A 16,801-nucleotide genomic window follows, 5' to 3' on the forward strand; every position below is an offset into this window, starting at 1 on the left:
CGCTGGGCGCGGTGTCGGGAGGGCAGGCGCGTCGGTCGTCTCGGTGGCGATCGAGGTGATGGGCACTCCGCGGCAGCCCCTGATGTGCGGGTTTGTGCGGGCCGCGGCGCGTGTTGCAGGATGGGCCGTCCGGGTGAGAACGAGAGTGGCGGAGTCCGTGGCGCGACGTGACGTGACAGACGGTCAGGCCGACCTCCAGCTGAAGATCGTGCTGACCGGGAGCAGGCCTCCGCTGTGGCGGCGGATCGTGCTGCCCTCCGATGCCCCACTCGGCACGCTGCACGATGCCATCCAGATCGCCTTCGGCTGGGGCGGCGGTCATCCGCACCTGTTCGCCGATGAGTTCGGCCGACACTACGGCGATCACGGCGCCCGCCACCTCGACATCGGCGGCGTTGACCAGGACGCCACCGCGCTCGGCGATGTCCTCGTCGAGGCGGGGGCTGGGCTGACCTACACCTATGACCTCGGTGACGACTGGGGACACCGGATCACGCTGGAGAAGACGCTGCCACGCCCGCAGGGCGCCCCGCGCGCCGTGCGCTGCACCGGAGGGCGCCGCGCCCACGTGCCGGCCGAGGACATCGGAGGTGTGCGGGGTCTGGCGGAGGTGCTGGAGCTCCTCGATCACCCGGATGGTGCGGGACATGACCCGTATGGCGAACTGATCGCCGACCTGAGGGCACAGGGCTACGATCCGGCCGTCTTCGACAAGGGCGAGGTCACCGCACGGTTGGCGCGGCTGGCGGTGGGCACGGTGTCCGCCGGCGCCCCCGCCCCGCGCGAGGGAGTCGAGCGGCTGACGGCCCGGGATGTGGAGCTGTGCACCTGCGGGCGGTGCCGCGTGGGCGACCCGGTGGTTTCGGCGGGCGTCGACTTCGAGGACTTCGAGGGCTTCGAGGACCCGGATGAACTCGCCGCGCCGCTGCGTCCCGTCACCCTGGCTCCTCGTGAGGATCTCGTGGCGGCGGTGCGGAGCGTTCCGGTCTTCGACGCCGCCCTGCGGCTCGCCGCCTGGTGCGCCGAGGGGCGTCAGGTCACCGCGCGTGAGGTGCTGCGCCCCGCGGCAGCCCGTGAGGCGATCGAGGAACTCCAGCTGTGGAAACTGGCCGACGCCGGCTCGGCGTACGCCGATGCGGCTTCGCGGGCGCTCACCTCCTTGCGGAGTGCCGGAGACGTCCCCTGCCTCGACGACCCGTGGCGGCTGGCCCTGGATACGGGGCTGATCACGATCAGCGGGGGCCGCACGCGGGCCGGTACGCGCGTGGACGACAGCGGCGAGGAGCTGCTGGAATGCTGGTCGGAAGTGCTTGGTGCAGTCCTCGAAGAGATCGGCGACTCGGCGCTGGACCTCCTGCCCGGCGCGCTGGGCGCGGCGATCGGTGGGAGCTTGGCCGGCAGTGGGCTGGCGGAGCTGTGGGGGGAGACCGCCGACGGAATCGTCGGGGCCCTCTACGAGACCCCGGACGATGCCTGGCTCGATCTCGATGACATGCTCGCCGAGCTCGGCGGTCTTGAAGCTGGGGACCTCGTCGCCCCGCAGGAGTCCGATCTGGTGGAGGTACTTCTCGCGGCGTGCTTCCGGGAATTGGGGGAGGGCGCGGGGCCGCTCGGCGCGGTCGAGTACGAGCCCGGTGAGCGTGGCGGCGACACCCCGGGCGATCTGCTGCGGGCCGTGCTGAACGCCGTGGGGGGCATGCCGGTAGATGGCACGGGGGCCCTGGAGGCTGCCACGGCGAAGACTGCCGCGGAGGAAGGGTGCGCGGGCCGGATGCGCCTCACCCCGCTCGGCCGTTACGGAGTGCGCGAGCACCTGCGGGACTACGGAGTCCGGGTGCCGCTGCTCGGTGAGTACGCCGAGGCGGATGCCGCCACCCTGCTCCTCGGGGTCCTGGGCTACACCCCGGAAGCCATGCGGCAGGAGGTGGACGGCTGGCTGGAGCGCCGCAGCGCGGTCGACGCCGCCGTGCAGCTGCTCGACGCCTGCGCGGGGACCGGACCTGAGGCCTCCGCGCGCCGCGGGGTGGCACAGCTGGTGCTGGCCGGGCTGGACGACCTACGGGCCCTGCGGGTGCTGCGCAAGGCGGCGGACTCCGAGGTCGAGGGGGTGCGTCAGGTGGCCGCGGCGACGGCGGGCGCGCATCCCCCTGCGGACCCGCCGGCGGACCGGGCCCAGGCCGCTGAGGCCGCGTCCTGGCTGTTCATCGACAGCCTCTCGCTCCTCGTCGACGGCCTTGACGGCATGGAGCTGTACGAGGCGTTCCGCGGGGACCACCAGCTCCCCGCGGGGGAGCTGGAACAGCTGGCGGATGAATTGTGGCGGGTGGCGCACCCCGCCACCGGACAGGTGCTCGCCACGCTCGGCGACAAGCTGCGTGACACCGACAAGCGGCTGGCCAAGCAGTTGCGCACCGCGGCGAACAAGGCTCGTTCCCGACAGTGAGGCTCTCACCTCAGGTTCCGCGGGCAGTGCGGATGTGATGGGGTGAGATGACGCGGCGGCGGCGCTGTGCGCTGCGCGCGGCCGGGATGAAGGCGGGGAGGCGGAGGAAACGTGGCACGGGTCGTCGTACGAGAATCCGGGCTGCCCGCGAGGAGCACGCCGCCCTTGGCCACCCCGGAGGCGACCGCCTTCGCGGCGCGTCTCCTGGACAGCGGCTGGGCGGCGGTCTTCCTGGCCGCGGAGCCGGCCCGGCAGGGGCGGCTGCTGCTGTGGAGGCCCACCAGGGCGGCCGCCGCTCCGGACGCGCCCCCGGCAGGGATCGACACCGAGCGGGCCGAGCTCGTACTCCCGCACGGCCGGTCGGTGCGCAGGCGCTCCGTCGAGGGATACGCGCTGCCCGTCCCCGTCGCCGTATCCGCCTTGCTGGCGACGGAGCCGGGGACGGAGCCGGGGACGCGGGACGCGTCCGCCACCGCCTGGCAGGCCGCGGCCCGGCTCGCGCTGCGGCTGCTCGCAGACGGCCGGCTCTTCCCCGCGCTCACGCCCGAGGGCTACGACAGCTGGCGGGCAGGCCCCTTCACCACCGCCCAGCACCAGGCCCTGGCCGCTCTCGCCGAGGCGTTCCCGCCGTACGCCCATTGCCTGCCCGTCCAGGGCCCCGCCCCGTTGCGGATCGTCGAACCGGCCGTGCTGGTACGCGGGTTCTGCGACGCCGTCGCCGACAGTCTGGCCCGCACCCCGGCCATGCCGCTCGCCATGGGCCCCGTTCCCTACGCCTGGCAGCAGGCGCGCGCCCTGCCTGCCCTGCGCGCCTGGGCCGAGGAGACCGAGGCCGCGCTCACCGCCGATATCGGCGTCTCGCTGCGGGTCGAGCCGCCGGAGGGCAGGCGCAGCCAGTTCCGGGCCGTCCTGCAATTGCACACCGCGGCCGACCCCGCACTCGTCGTCGACGCCACCCACCTGTGGAGCGCACCGGCCGAGGTGGAACGCCTCCTCGGCCCGCGCGTGGAGACCGAGACGCTGCTCGCGCTGCGCCGTGGCGCCCGCGCCTGGCCGCCCCTGGCCCGCCTGCTGGGGGACGCCGCCCCCGACGAGCTGCGGCTGAACGACGACGAGGCCATGGAGCTGCTGGGAGACGCCACCGACGCGCTCGGCGCCGCCGGGGTGGCCGTGCACTGGCCGCGCGAACTGGTCAAGGCGCTCACCGCCACCGCCGAGATCACCCGGCGCACCGCCCCCGGCTCCAGCGCGGGCGGGTTCCTGGACACCGACGCGCTCCTCGACTTCACCTGGCAGCTCTCGCTCGGCGGCGAGCCGCTCACCGAGGCCGAGATGGACGAGCTGGCCGAAGCGCGCCGCCCGCTCATCCGGCTGCGCGAGCAGTGGGTGGTCGCCGACCCCAAGCTGGTGGCCCGCGCCAAACGACGCCGGATGGATCCGCTCACCCCGATGGAGGCTCTGTCCGCCGCGCTGACCGGTGAGGCCGAACGGGACGGCGAGACCATTGCCTGCCAGGCCGTCGGCGCCCTCGGGGAACTGGTCGAAGCGATCCGCGACCCCGCCCTGCGTACCCCGGTCGGGCAACCCGCCCTGCTCAAGGCCACCCTGCGCGACTACCAGAAGCGGGGTCTCGCCTGGCTGGCCGAGATGTGCGCCCTCGGCCTGGGCGGCTGCCTCGCCGACGACATGGGCCTGGGCAAGACCATCACTCTCCTCGCCCTCCATCTCCACCGCCAGAACGATCCCGCCACCGCCGGTCCCACGCTGGTGGTCTGCCCCGCCTCGCTGCTGGGCAACTGGGAGCGCGAGGCGGAGAAGTTCGCGCCCGGCACGCCCATCCGCCGCTACCACGGCGGAGACCGCCACCTGACCGGTCTTGCCGACGACGAGATCGTCCTGGTCACCTACGGAGTCCTGCGCCGTGACCGCGAGACGCTCGCCGAGGCCACCTTCTCACTGGTGGCCGCCGACGAGGCCCAGCACGTCAAGAACCCCTACGCGGTCACCGCCCGTGAACTGCGCGCCCTGCCGGCGAAGGCCCGCGTCGCCCTGACCGGCACCCCCGTCGAGAACAACCTCTCCGAACTGTGGGCGCTGCTCGACTGGACCACCCCGGGGCTCCTCGGCTCGCTGTCATCCTTCCGCGACCGCTACGCCCGTGCCGTCGAGTCGGGTGAGGACCCCGAGGCGGCGGCGCGGCTGTCGCGCCTCGTACGTCCCTTCCTGCTGCGCCGCAAGAAATCCGACCCGGGCATCGCGCCCGAACTGCCGGCCAAGACCGAGACCGACCGCGTCGTCTCACTGACAGCCGAACAGGCGGCCCTGTACGAGGCGGTGGTCCGCGAAACCATGGCCGACATCCAGGAGTCCGAGGGCATCGCCCGGCGCGGCCTGGTCCTGAAGCTGCTGACCGCGCTGAAACAGATCTGCAACCACCCCGCCCAGTACCTCAAGGAACCGAACGTGCCGGGCCGCGGCGCACTATCGGCCGGCCGCTCCGGCAAACTCGACCTGCTCGACGAACTCCTGGACACCCTCATCGCCGAGGGCGAGTCGGTCCTGGTCTTCACCCAGTACAAGCAGATGGCGTCCTTGCTGGAAAAGCATCTCGCCGCCCGCGGCATCCCCGCCCTCTTCCTGCACGGCGGAACCCCGGTAGCCCGCCGCGAGGAGATGGTGGAACGCTTCCAGGCCGGTGAGGTCCCCGTCTTCCTGCTGTCACTCAGGGCGGCCGGCACCGGACTCAACCTCACCCGCGCCACCCATGTCGTGCACTACGACCGCTGGTGGAACCCGGCCGTCGAGGACCAGGCCACCGACCGCGCCTACCGCATCGGCCAGGACCGGCCCGTCCAGGTGCACAAGCTCATCGCCGAGGGAACCGTGGAGGACAAAGTGGCCCGGCTGCTCGATACCAAACGGGCCCTCGCCGACGCCGTCATCGGCTCCGGCGAGGCCGGCCTCACCGAACTGTCCGACGCCGACCTCGCCGAACTCGTCGCCCTGGGACGGCGGTCATGAGCCCCGCCCGGCCGTCGCCCGCCACGCCCCCTGCCACGGCGGGAGTCCCGCCGGCCGGCGGGAACACCCACGCCGGAGCCCGCCGCGCGCCGGCCCGGGGCAAACGAGCCTTCGCCGCCACCTGGTGGGGCCAGGCCTGGGTCACCGCCCTGGAGGACTCGACCCTGGACGCGGCACGCCTCTCCCGCGGCCGCACCTATGCCCGCAAGGGACTGGTCGGGGCGCCCGCCGTCACCCCCGGCCGGGTCGAGGCCCCCGTCCAGGGCAGCCGCCCCAGCCCCTACCGCTCCTCGGTCCACCTGCCGGTGCTCACCGATACCCAGTGGGACATCCTCCTCGACGCCATCGCGGCCCGCGCCGGGCACCTCGCCGCTCTCCTCGACGGGGAGATGCCCGCCGAGCTCGTCGACGACGCCCGCGAGGCAGGCGTGCCCCTGCTGCCGCGCCCCACCGAACTCGACCCCGAATGTTCCTGCCCCGACTGGGGCTATCCCTGCAAACACGCCGCCGCGCTCTGCTACGCCATCGCCTCTACCATCGACGCCGATCCGTTCGTGCTCTTCGCGCTGCGCGGCCGCGAGCGCGAAGAGATCTACGCCCAGTTGCGCGCACGCCGCGCGACGCCTCAGGCGCGCGCCGCCGTACCCGGCGCGGTGGCGGGCACCCCGGCCGCCGCCGCGTACGCCCGCTGGGCCGAACGCGCCGACCGCCCCGCCGCGCTCCCTGATCTTCCGGAGCCAGCCGCGTACACTCGCGCGCTGCCCGTTCCCCCGCCGACCGCGTCCGGCCTGGGCACCGACGACCTGGAACAGATCACGGCCGACGCCGCCGCACGCGCCGCCCGGCTCCTCACCGGCGATGTCACCAGCCTGCACTTCACCCAGCACCAGGACGCGGTACGGATCGGCGCCACCCGCCCAGGACCTGGGCGGATCCACCACCTGACCGAGCCCCCCGGCGTCAGACCCCCCGAATTCGCCCGACTTACCCGTGCCTGGCACCACGGAGGCCCCACGGGCCTCGCCGTCGCCGAGCAGCCCCACACCCCCGACCCCGCCGCGATGGCCGCCGCACGCACGACCCTGACCGAGGCTCTCGCGGAGATGACCGACAGGGCCGTCCCCCTCAAGGTCTGGCGCAACCGTCTCACCCTCGCCGATCAGGGACTCCAGCTCCGTCTCGGCCCCGACCACCGCTGGTACCCGTACCTCCACCAGGACGGCGACTGGTGGCCCGCAGGCCCGGCTGATGCCGACCTGGTCGCCGCACTCACCGTGGCCTGGCAGCAGACTCCGGCCCGCTCCCCTTCGCGCGAGCCCCGATGACCTGCGGGGTTCGGGCAAGTGCCCGGCGGCGTCCGTGGACCCACCGGCACCGGCAACCGGAAAGGGCTTTGCGGCGCGCTGCACCAGATCTGCGCGTGCCAACGACTTCGGGACTCAGATGATCGACCGGATGGTCCTGTCCGCGTACCGCAGCGTCTCGTCTATGGCCTTGTCCATCTCGCGCACATCGTCGGGCCTTGCCGTGAGGAGAGCAGGGACGTTGATGATGCTCGCGGCGAGGAAGCATCCCGACACGGTGAGGAACTCCTTGTACCGTTCCCGCCCCTCGTGCCCGAGCGATCCCCAGTCCCGGGGCTCCGGCGGCAGACTCGCCCTCCACTTCTCAAGGGCGTGGGTGCCGTGGACTTCGACGTACTCCATGATGACCGTGGCGCGCGACAGTACGTCGACCATCGCGTCGAAGCCTTTCTGCGACTGGTCCAGAGCCGCCTCCGCGGCCTCGACCTGGGTTCGGAGACGTTCCTCCTCCTTCTTGTTCCGGCGCTGCCTCAAAACGTAGAAGCCGGCGGCCGCCAGCGCTGCTGCCGGGGCGGCGACCATGCCGGTGAGCAGGAGAATCCCACCCGCCATGCCCGCACCGCCCGCGGCCAGCGTGCCTCCTCCCAGGAGGGCCAGAGTCGCGTTGGTCGCGGCGACCCCGGCCAGCGCCGAGATAGCCGTCCCGGTGGAGGCGGTTCCGAACACCGCGGCGGCGGTGAACGCACCGTAGGCGGCGGCGCCGCCGACTGCCGCTCCGGCCGCACCTCCAGCGGCGGCACCACGGATGGCGTTGGCGATCCCGGCGGACATGGTCTCGATACGTATCGCCGTAGGGGTCCCGCCCGTGCTCTCGATCTCCTCCTCACCCGGCCTTTCCGGCTCGGGCGCCCCGCTGATGCTCTTGGCCAGCTCCACGAACCTCATGAAGAACTCGTCGCGGACGACATCGTGGACACGGTTGAAGGCTTCCCCGTGTTCTTGGGTGATCTTCGACCGCTGTGCCGCCTTCTCGTTGATCTCGGCGTGGCGTCTCTTCGTCTCCGCGACTTGGTCGCGCAGCTTCACCGGCCGCTGGCCCCACTGGCCCCGCTGACGAGCGAGGGACCGGGTTCGGTCCTCCGCCTCCTGCCTGAGTTGCGCGGGTGTGAGGTGGAGCGCGAGGGCGATGCCGGCCAGACGGTGCTCCCCGGGGCTTACGAGCCCGCGCTCGATCCGGGAGATCGAGACCGCGCCGCCCTTCCCGTAATCGGCCTGCTCAGCCAGCTCTTCCTGGGTCATGGAGGGTTTCTGGGCCTGGCGGTGCTCGCGGATCACGAGGCCCATCGCCTCTGCGCTGAAATCATTCATCGGTTCCGGTCCTTTTGGCCGGCGGGCTGTGGCGACGCCAGGAGGACTGAGCCTCACGTGCCAGCGCAACACCGGAGCGGAAAGCCTGGGTGCTGTCTTCCGCGAACTGCTTGGCCGCCTTGACGACGGCCGGGTCACGACGGACTTCGTCGGCGGTCTGGATGTTCTGGGCGGCAGTGAGGGTCAGTTGGGCGAGGTTCAGGCGAGACATGGCAGTGGACCTTTCGTCGCTGATGTTGCCTGCGCGTGTGCAACATAGCGTCACTTAGTGCGCGATGTACGCACTATGGCGACACTGACTGACCGCAACGGCGACACGCTCGGCGTTTGGACCGGAGGTCGTGGTGTGCCGGGCCGCCGTTACGCTCGGATGTCACCGCACCACCCATCTGCGCATGGAGAGTTGACATGGCATCTGTTGGCTTCACTGAGCGGCTGCGAGCGCTGCTGTCCACTGCGGACGCGGCGGCCGACCTGGGGCGCTACTTTGACGTTGACGAGCGCAAGGCCGTCACACCTGCCTTCACCGGTTCCCGTTTCGAGCACCTGGACGGTGGCGGTGACCGAGCAGACATCGCCAACATTGTCACTGCGGCAGACCTGATAGCCGTGCAGACGCTGTCCGTTCAGGTGCCGCCCCCGGCAGCGCTCGCCTTGTTGGAGGGCCGCCTCGCCGGGGAGCTTTCCGCCCTTCTTCGCCAGATACCTGCCGATACAGACATGGCGAACGCAGAACCTGCTCTGCTGGGGCCCGGTTCTCCAGCCGACCGGGCCTGGCACCTCCTGAATGGTCAGAAGGGACTGGGGTGGGTCACGACCAACAAGCTCCTGGCCCGCAAGCGTCCGCGCCTTCTGCCGGTCTACGACCACGTGGTGCGCTGTGTGGTCGGGCATCCGGGGTCCTTCTGGTTGTCGCTGCGGGAAGCGCTGGCTGCCGATGGCAATGCCTTGCATGAGCAGCTGCTCTCGCTGCGGGATGGCGTCGGTGTGCCGGAGACGGTTTCGGCCCTGCGGATCTGTGACGTAGTTCTATGGATGAGCCATGTGGCAAGCCATAAGGAGAAGGACTGCGGGGCGTCCCAGGCTGACCTTCCAGGCTGACCTTTCGTCTCCACCTTCGCGTGTTGACCGAGCACCCGGACAATGTCCTTGTCACCCGTCGGGGCCACGGTTTAGTGGTCGCGGTGGAGATGCCCAGGTCAACGACTCCGTCGGTCGGACGCCGGTCAAGCTGGGCAAGCTTTCCCTCGGCGCCGGCGAGGCTGACTTTGAGTCCTTCGACTTCGCCGAGCCATCCTTCGCGTTCGGCCCCGGCGATGCGGGCGAGCAGGTTGTCGCAGGATCCAGCTCCGACCTCACCTTATCGACGGATGCCGCACCGCCACCGGCCTGACCCTCACACCGTCGACCCCACCCTGAAAACCTCAGTAGGTGGGGAACTCCCCCAGCCAGCCGTGCTCGAGGAGGTGCTTGGGCAGGTAATCGGACTCGACCTTGATGGGGAGTTTCCCGTCGTAAGCCAGCGACGCCATGGCGAGTGGGCCCAGGGCGACTGCGCCGTCGATGTCGGCCTCCCGGTCTTCGTCCAGGGTCCAGTACGCCTTGTGAAGCTTCAGCGCCTCCTCTAGTGCAGGGCTGAATCCTTCCTCGTGCTTGCGGACGAAGTGGTAGAAGAGGTTGATCGGCGGATAGAGCACGCCTTGCAGGAGGTCACGTGGAGTGGTCTGCGCGACTGCGGGGTTCGACGTCTCGATCGCGGCGATGAGCTTGTCCACCAGGCCTGAACGCTGGAGCCAGTACGTCTGCAGGACGTCCACGTAGTGGTAGACGAACTCGTCGTATGTTCCCTCCGGCGAACGCAGCCGCTCCAGCGGGATCTCGCACAGTTGTGTCATCCGCGTCTGCTCACGGCAGATGACGGCCAGCCAGAACGCCGTCAGCCAGTTCCCCGCATCGGCGAACGGCTGCGGGCCGATCGCCGAGAGAGTCTGCATCTTCTCGTTGATCCGGCAGTCCACGGTCCCCTCGCTCGCACCGGTCACGGCAAACAGCGCCGAGCCCACCTGCATCGCGTTGACCGTGGCTTCCCAGGTCTCCAGCTTTGCCGCCTGCGGATCAGCAACGCAGTGGGCTTGCAGCGCCTGGAGAGCGGTACTGAACGCGAAGTCGATCGCGTCCGTCGAGCTCTCAAGACGGTCGATTCGCTTGGCCACTCCTTGGCTCAGACGCTCGGCGAACCGCTCGGCGTCGGGCCCTGGCACAATATGGCGGGCAACAGTCACGGTCACGGAAGAGTCCCCTTGCTTATGGCGAACCGCCGGTACTGGAAGCCATTGTACGTTCCCTTGTTCAGCCCACCCTTGACCACGACATAATCCAGTTTGCCGTCGAGTGCTCTTTCCAAGGCTTCCACGAGATCAGTTTCACCTCGCTTGTTCATGACCCGGAGAATATCGAAGAAGTATTCCCGGCTTCCCTGGGAAACAGATCTTCTACTGGGAGGGGGGAGGGTGCGCGTGCCGAGATCCGTCTTGATGCTGCTCTTGGCCTCTATGACGACAATCCGCCCGTCTGGATGCATCCAGACCTGGTCGAACTGGTCTTTGCCGTTGTTTGGGCCGAGGAGTTCCTGCTTCTCGAAACCCGGGTAGTGCTCGGCAATGAAGTGGTGCTCGGCTGCAGCCTCACCGAACGCCTCGGTCGCGTTACCCATCTCCGTGTGGGATTCCTTGTACGTTCCCCTGGCCTCTGCCCATTCACCGGCCGATTCGAAGGTATTGTCCGCCGTGTGGGCTGCGCCGGCCTCATTTTTCCAATTCTCGACGATGTTGTCCCACGTCACGGCGAAGTGCCGAGTCTCCGCAGCCCCGTCAAGCACTGCGAGCCGACCCGGGTCCGTAACGGAATCCCTGCCCAGGGTTATGTAGTCCTCGTCGAGATAGAAAGGCTCGGGGGCCGCAGGTGCGTCCTTGGCTCGGATCCACGGGCCGTCGTCCGACATCCGGGTGAGGTGGGGCGGGCTGTACCCGCTCTCGTCCTTGAATGACAGGCGCAAGCGGCGGCCGTTGTTTTTGTAATAATCCTCGAAATAGCCGGGCTCTTCGTTGGCACGGTATACCTGGATCTCCTCGATCTGCTCCAGCTCGAGCCGTCCGCGCGGTCCGTAGGGGTTCGGACCGTCCAGCATGAACTCGGGACGCGGCACGGGTTGGCGCGGGGCCGGAGTGCCCCGGGCCATGTCGTCCCTGGCAGTTGTGGCCGCGTCGTCGCCGGCACCGGCACCGTCGGCGTCCGCCTCGTCCGCTGCGTTCCCGCGCGCGCGGACAGCGTCGTCGAGGGCATCCAGGCCAGAGGCCTCAGGGTGGGGGCGTGATGGATGGCCGTTGTCCGGCGTCGATGCGTCCGGGAGGTCGCGGCCGCCGCCACCCCTGGGCGGGGTATCCGTGTGGCTGCCGCCTGTCGGGGTGCTGTGCGTGGGATGACTTCCGCCACCGCGGGAGCTGTTGTCCAGGCTGCTACTGGGCGTGTGGTCACCCGCATTGCCCCCGGGGGACCCGTGGCCATCGGCCCGGCCCATGGGGGTACGGTCGCCCAGGCCAGGGCGGTGGTCACCGACGCGCACCGAGGCAGACGTGTCGGAGCCGACTTTAATGGCGTCGTCACCGCGGCCGCCGACACCGGCGAGGACCGGATGTTCCCGCAGGTCCGGGGTCTCGATCCGATTAATGTCCGCGCCCGCCGCCGAGTTCGGCGTCTTGTCGACCCTGGCCTCGTCTCCATGCTGGAAGAGACTGCCGTCTTCCTTGTAGAGGTTGCCGTGGCTGTCGACATACTTCGCCGGGCCTCCTTCGAACGGCAGCCTGACTGTGGCCGGCGGCAGGCTGGTGGTGCCTTCCGGGAGCTTGATGGCGCCGTCGGACAGCTTGACCGCGCCGACAGGGAGCTTGGCACCCTCGGGCAGGTGGATGGTGCCGTCGGGGAGCTTGAGCGCGCCTTCGGGAAGGGCGATAGTGCCTTCGGGGAAGGGGGCGATGTCGATCTTACCCAAGCCCCTGAGACCGGTCACCACATCTCCGATCTTGGAGATGCCCGCGCCAGCGCCCCTGAAGACGTACGCCATTGGGTCGATTGCCTGCCCGACCTTGCCTGCGAAGGAAAGGGCCTTGGCTGCGGCACCGGCTTTGCCAGCGGCGGAGGCGCTGCCGCCTGCGCCGCCAGTGCAGATGGCCGTGACCACGTTGAAGGTGACCGCGCCCGCCGCGCGGGACGGATTGTGGCCCCACTCGTCCCACGCCAGCATGGCCTTGCCGGTTTCCTTCGCCGCGGTCCGTGAGTCACGGAGCCAGGACGGCAGATCCTTGTCGTCCGCCATCAGGAAGGCCGCGTTGAGGCCCGGGATGGAGGTGACCGCAGCGAAGGTGGAGAGTTTGGCCAAGCCGCTCCAGGCCTGGCCGGCGGCGTCCCAGCCATCCACGCCTATGAGCGTACCCAGACCCTTGAAAGTGCCCACGACGCCGTCGACGATGACGCCCTTCCCGAAGTCGTAGGCGTGCTCCCACACTTGCCACCACGGAACCGACTCCTCGACCGCATCACCCCACGGGAGCGACTTCGACGCCTTCAGCGCCTTGGCGTCGTACCCGTACATGCTCGCGCCATGGGAGCCGTCGTCCTTGGCGAGGGGTACCCCGCAGAACAGGTTGACGATCTTGTTGTAACAAGTACGCTCCACGTCCTGGAACTGCGCCCACACCTCCGCGATCTCATTGCGGCGATCGAGGTTCTCCTCGATCAGATCGCCGTCCTCACGCCACTTGTCCTCGTGCGAGACTTTCGTCTTGAACTTCGCCGCGTCCTCACGCAATCGGTCCAACTTCGCCACCAGCGGAGTGATGTCATGCGCATACGTCGTCAACGCACCCGAGATCACCTTCAGATCCGCCGTGAAATGCGAGGTCACATCCTGGACCGGCTTCGTCACCGCGAACAACTGCTCCGCCTCGGGAGCCTGATAGAACGCCGAGAGACCACCGAACGTCGTGTGCACGTCCGAGCCCGCTGTGGCGATCTTCGGACCATCGCTGGCCAGGGCCTTCGCCTTCGTCTCCAACTCGGCGAGATTCCCGGTGAAGACCGGCACCTCGCCCGGGTTGACCGGATCGTTGCTCACTTCTGGCCCCCCGCAGCCTCACCCAGCAGATCAAGACGCATGTTCTTCGCCGCGTCCAGATCACCCTCGCTGCACTCGTCGGTGACCTCGACCGCGCCCAACACCGAAGGCTCGGCTCGCTGCCAAATCGAGTCGAAGTCTGTCCGCCGCGCTGCCACGCACACCCCTCGAGCCGCAGCTACGGCCTTGATCGTCGCCTGCGACACGCCCATGAGTTGCGTTGCAGGAGCGTGCGGATGGTCACCGGCATGCCCGCCGACATCCTTCAACTGGCGCAGTCTGGCTTGCGACTTAAGGTCCCGCGACGTCATCAACGATCCCCTGTATCGATCCCACCAGCCCACCAGCAGGAACGTTTCCCCATGATCCCCCGCCAGGCCAAGCGAGCATCCATCCATATCAGCCAAGTTCTTGCTCATGTAATCAGCAACGGGTGCAACGTCTCCCGACTAACCATCTCGACGCCGTGGGTCAACTTCCGCCGCGGTGTGAGGAGGAGCCTCCCGTGGATAGTCATAGCCGACGGCCTTCGACTGGCGAGTGCCGACCCCCTCCCTCAAGGCGTCGCCTCCCCCTGCGCCATCGGGCCAGTCCCGCTATCACCACGCACGAAAGACCAGGCCGTACGCCGCCCACTCCTGCCTCCCCGTGGTCGCGAGGCTACGGCAACACCGTGAAGAACCAGCCTTGGCGGGTGGCCTGACGTGAGCAGAAACGCCACGCGAGCAGCCGGGACGTGTTGTCTTGGCGGGTCGTGTGTCTGATGGCCGCTCTGGTTGACGCCTGGACCGTGGCGACGCCCTCTGCGGCCGTCGCGATCACGATTCTCACGGTGCCCGGATACCGAAATAGGCTTCGTCCTCGAAGACGATCCACCTCCTCGAGTACGGCGAACTGAGTACAGGCTCACGCAGACCACGGCCATCAGGAGGATCGCGAAGGGGTAGCCGCCTGCCCAGTGGAGTTCGGGCATGGTGTCGAAGTTCATGCCGTAGGTGGTGCCGACCAGGGTGGGGGCGAAGAGGATGACGGCCCATGAGGAGATTTTTTTGAAGTCGTCACCCTCACACCGCTGACCTGCGCAGATGGCTGTACGAGCCGTGCTGACCTGCGGCTTTGCTCGTTTCCGGGGCTTTCCCGGTGGCGTCGTTTTGCGCGGTCGATTCTCCCCAGCCGCTTCCCAGCGGACCTTCATTCCCCCCAGGTTCTCCCCGGCCGCAGCCCGTTCCTGGCAGCGTTTCCGCTGGTGAGGCGGCCCTTCGTTGGGTTGGGGTGTGGGGTTGCGCGCCGTTTCGGAGGGGTCTCGGGGCGAATGTGCCGGCGTCGCGGCCTTAAGCGTTCGCGCCCGTGACACTGCGCGGATCTCGCCCCTGACCGGTTGTGCGCTGTCGTGCCAACCCCTGGGCGCAGAAGGTCAACGCGCTCGGCCGGGCCGCTCGTAGCTTGAAGAAGTGCCGAACCGCGGACGCGGCGGGCACGATACCGATTGCTTCGAGAGGACCCCTCGTGTTCGACATCACCAAGGTGCAGGCCGCCCCGAGCAAGGACCTGCTCACGCCCGACAACTCGGTCATGCTCTTCGTGGACCACCAGCCGCAGATGTTCTTCGGCACTGGTAGCGGAGACCGTGCCGCGATCATCAACAGCACCGTGGGTCTCGCCAAGGCGGCTCAGGCTTTCGACGTTCCGACCGTTCTGACCACGGTGGCCGCCGAGTCGTTCTCCGGGCCCCTGCTGCCGCAGCTCGCCGAGGTGTTCCCCGAGAACGAGACCATCGACCGCACCACCATGAACGCCTGGGAAGACGAGGCGCTCGTGGCGGCGGTCAAGGCGACCGGGCGCAAGAAGATCATCCTGTCGGGTCTGTGGACAGAGGTCTGCCTGGTGCTGCCCGCGCTCTCGGCGCTTGAGCAGGGTTACGAGGTGTACGTCGTGACCGACGCCTCCGGTGGCGTCAGCCCGGCCGCCCACGAGCACGCGCTGCAGCGGATGATCGCCGCCGGCGCCGTCCCGGTGACCTGGGTCCAGGTCCTCCTGGAGCTGCAGCGCGACTGGGCGCGTCAGGAGTCGTACGGCGCGGTCATGGAGATCGTCAAGGCTCACGCGGGTGCGTACGGCCTGGGCGTCGTGTACGCGCAGAGCGTCATCGGCGCGCACGCGGCCGGCTGACCCCTGTGGACACCGGCATTCTGATCCTGCGTCTGCTGGTGGGACTGCTCGTCGCCGGCCACGGTGTGCAGAAGATCAGCTCGCACCTGGGCGGCAAGGGACTGGAGGGCGGTACGGAGGAGTTCCGCGCCGACGGCTTCCGCGGCGGTGCCCTCACCGCCCTGGCGGCGGGCGGTGGTCAGACCGGATCGGGCCTGCTGCTCGCGGTCGGCCTCCTGACCCCGCTCGCCGCGACCGGCGCCATCGGGGTCATGACGGTCGCGATCACCGTGAAATGGCGCCACGGGCTCTGGGTGCAGAACGACGGGTACGAGTACCCGCTCGTCCTCATCGGCACCGCCGCCGCCCTCGCCGCCACCGGCCCCGGCGCCTGGTCCCTCGACGCGGCCCTCGGCCTCACGCCGTACCCGCTGTGGTGGGCCGCCCTCGCGCTCGTGGCCGGTCTCGGCAGCGGACTCCTCACCCGGCTCGTCCTGCACCGGACCGCCGCCCCGGCGATCGCCGAGCGCTGAGCGCCGAGCGCTGAGCGCGAGCCGCGCAGACCGGGTCCGGCCGCCCGCGTACCCCCGACCGGGCGGCCGGGCCCTCCCACCTTCTCTCCCGAACAGGAGCACTCGATGGACACCCTCACGACCCCGCACGGCGGCGGCCAGCCGCTGCTGCACCAGAAGGGCGCCGAGACCCAGGCGTTCGGCACGCTCAAGCAGTTGCCGATCGGCCTCGGCCACGACACCCGCATGTACGCCTGCCAGCGGCTGAACCGCGTCCTCGCTGACACGCAGATCCTCTACTCCCTCTACAAGAAGCACCACTGGCTCATGCGCGGGGCGACCTTCTACTCGCTCCACCTGATGCTGGACAAGCACGCGGAGGCCCAACTGGCCATCGTGGACGCGCTGGCCGAGCGGGTCCAGAGCCTCGGCGGCGTCGCCGTCGGAGACCCGCGTCACGTCGCGGAGCTGACGTCGATCCCCCGGCCGCCGGACGGCGTCGAGCCGGTGCCCGTCATGCTGTCGCGGCTCCTCGACGCGCACGAGCGGATCCTGATCGACGCCCGGGACGCCGCCGCGCGGCTCTCCGGGGAGGGCGACGAGGGCAGCGCCGACCTGCTCGTCTCCGATGTCATCCGCACCGGCGAGGCGCAGGTGTGGTTCCTGGCCGAGCACCTCGTGGACACCCCTCTGGTGCGCGGCTGATGGACACGTACGACGTCGTCGTGGTCGGCGGCGGTGGCGGCCGCGGGGGAGGGGACCGCCGGGCCCGGCGGGGCGGGGGGGAGCGCCGCCGCGGACAAGCGGACCCCGGGGGGGGGCGGGTCTGCAACAA

General features: G+C 69.6%; 12 protein-coding genes and 1 pseudogene. 7 read left to right on the forward strand and 6 right to left on the reverse strand.

Annotation, left to right across the window (positions count from 1 at the left end):
- Nucleotides 1-172 precede the first annotated feature (172 nt).
- The 3 genes from ACFWB8_RS27925 to ACFWB8_RS27935 all read left to right on the forward strand — a co-directional run bounded on the left by ACFWB8_RS27925 (nt 173) and on the right by ACFWB8_RS27935 (nt 6,789).
- Nucleotides 173-2,443, forward strand: coding sequence for a plasmid pRiA4b ORF-3 family protein (locus tag ACFWB8_RS27925; protein ID WP_385232846.1), 2,271 nt, complete (start codon nt 173-175; stop codon nt 2,441-2,443).
- 165 nt (nt 2,444-2,608) lie between these two features.
- The gene (locus tag ACFWB8_RS27930) at nt 2,609-5,464 is read left to right on the forward strand and encodes a DEAD/DEAH box helicase (protein WP_385232849.1); all 2,856 of its coding nucleotides are present in this window, start codon (nt 2,609-2,611) and stop codon (nt 5,462-5,464) included.
- Entirely contained in the window at nt 5,461-6,789 is a 1,329-nt protein-coding gene (locus tag ACFWB8_RS27935; protein ID WP_385232852.1) for an SWIM zinc finger family protein, read from the forward strand. The genes ACFWB8_RS27930 and ACFWB8_RS27935 overlap by 4 nt, the downstream gene beginning before the upstream one ends.
- 114 nt (nt 6,790-6,903) lie before the next feature.
- Here ACFWB8_RS27935 and ACFWB8_RS27940 read toward each other — a convergent pair whose 3' ends face one another.
- Together ACFWB8_RS27940 and ACFWB8_RS27945 are read right to left on the reverse strand one after the other, a co-directional pair.
- Nucleotides 6,904-8,136, reverse strand: coding sequence for a helix-turn-helix domain-containing protein (locus ACFWB8_RS27940; protein WP_385232854.1), 1,233 nt, complete (start codon nt 8,134-8,136; stop codon nt 6,904-6,906).
- Entirely contained in the window at nt 8,129-8,347 is a 219-nt protein-coding gene (locus tag ACFWB8_RS27945; RefSeq protein ID WP_385232857.1) for a hypothetical protein, read from the reverse strand. Before ACFWB8_RS27945 ends, ACFWB8_RS27940 begins: the two co-directional genes overlap by 8 nt.
- Before the next feature lie 197 nt (nt 8,348-8,544).
- On the opposite strand from ACFWB8_RS27945, the gene ACFWB8_RS27950 reads away from it, so the two are divergent.
- Entirely contained in the window at nt 8,545-9,237 is a 693-nt protein-coding gene (locus ACFWB8_RS27950) for a DUF6308 family protein (protein WP_385232860.1), read from the forward strand.
- Nucleotides 9,238-9,560: 323 nt separating this feature from the next.
- Here ACFWB8_RS27950 and ACFWB8_RS27955 read toward each other — a convergent pair whose 3' ends face one another.
- The 4 genes and pseudogenes from ACFWB8_RS27955 to ACFWB8_RS27970 all read right to left on the reverse strand — a co-directional run.
- Nucleotides 9,561-10,424: an immunity 49 family protein gene (locus tag ACFWB8_RS27955; protein WP_385232863.1), complete on the reverse strand. Its 864-nt coding sequence runs from the start codon at nt 10,422-10,424 to the stop codon at nt 9,561-9,563.
- Complete coding sequence (locus tag ACFWB8_RS27960) at nt 10,421-13,306, reverse strand: hypothetical protein (RefSeq protein ID WP_385232865.1); 2,886 nt, start codon at nt 13,304-13,306, stop codon at nt 10,421-10,423. The genes ACFWB8_RS27955 and ACFWB8_RS27960 overlap by 4 nt, the downstream gene beginning before the upstream one ends.
- Nucleotides 13,303-13,725 carry a hypothetical protein gene (locus ACFWB8_RS27965; RefSeq protein WP_385232868.1) on the reverse strand — a complete coding sequence of 141 codons (423 nt, stop codon included), beginning with the start codon at nt 13,723-13,725 and terminating at the stop codon, nt 13,303-13,305. Before ACFWB8_RS27965 ends, ACFWB8_RS27960 begins: the two co-directional genes overlap by 4 nt.
- A 461-nt stretch (nt 13,726-14,186) precedes the next feature.
- Nucleotides 14,187-14,360, reverse strand: a pseudogene (locus ACFWB8_RS27970) (CorA family divalent cation transporter); the annotation flags it as partial.
- Between the two features lie 452 nt (nt 14,361-14,812).
- On the opposite strand from ACFWB8_RS27970, the gene ACFWB8_RS27975 reads away from it, so the two are divergent.
- The 3 genes from ACFWB8_RS27975 (at nt 14,813) to ACFWB8_RS27985 (ending at nt 16,671) form a co-directional block, all read left to right on the forward strand.
- Complete coding sequence (locus ACFWB8_RS27975; RefSeq protein ID WP_385232871.1) at nt 14,813-15,475, forward strand: hydrolase; 663 nt, start codon at nt 14,813-14,815, stop codon at nt 15,473-15,475.
- A gap of 5 nt (nt 15,476-15,480) precedes the next feature.
- Entirely contained in the window at nt 15,481-15,987 is a 507-nt protein-coding gene (locus ACFWB8_RS27980) for a DoxX family protein (RefSeq protein WP_385232874.1), read from the forward strand.
- A 105-nt stretch (nt 15,988-16,092) separates the two neighbouring features.
- Nucleotides 16,093-16,671, forward strand: coding sequence for a Dps family protein (locus ACFWB8_RS27985; protein ID WP_007262660.1), 579 nt, complete (start codon nt 16,093-16,095; stop codon nt 16,669-16,671).
- Nucleotides 16,672-16,801 lie beyond the last annotated feature (130 nt).

Source organism: Streptomyces sp. NPDC060031, from assembly GCF_042736805.1.
Taxonomy (GTDB): Bacteria; Actinomycetota; Actinomycetes; order Streptomycetales; family Streptomycetaceae; genus Streptomyces.

Excerpts from the sequence above, each read along its gene's own strand:
- ACFWB8_RS27935 (WP_385232852.1), top strand. The coding sequence starts at position 5,461 with ATGAGCCCCGCCCGGCCGTCGCCCGCCACGCCCCCTGCCACGGCGGGA.
- ACFWB8_RS27940 (WP_385232854.1), bottom strand. The coding sequence starts at position 8,136 with ATGAATGATTTCAGCGCAGAGGCGATGGGCCTCGTGATCCGCGAGCAC.
- ACFWB8_RS27945 (WP_385232857.1), bottom strand. The coding sequence starts at position 8,347 with ATGTCTCGCCTGAACCTCGCCCAACTGACCCTCACTGCCGCCCAGAAC.
- ACFWB8_RS27950 (WP_385232860.1), top strand. The coding sequence starts at position 8,545 with ATGGCATCTGTTGGCTTCACTGAGCGGCTGCGAGCGCTGCTGTCCACT.
- ACFWB8_RS27965 (WP_385232868.1), bottom strand. The coding sequence starts at position 13,725 with ATGAGCAAGAACTTGGCTGATATGGATGGATGCTCGCTTGGCCTGGCG.
- ACFWB8_RS27985 (WP_007262660.1), top strand. The coding sequence starts at position 16,093 with ATGGACACCCTCACGACCCCGCACGGCGGCGGCCAGCCGCTGCTGCAC.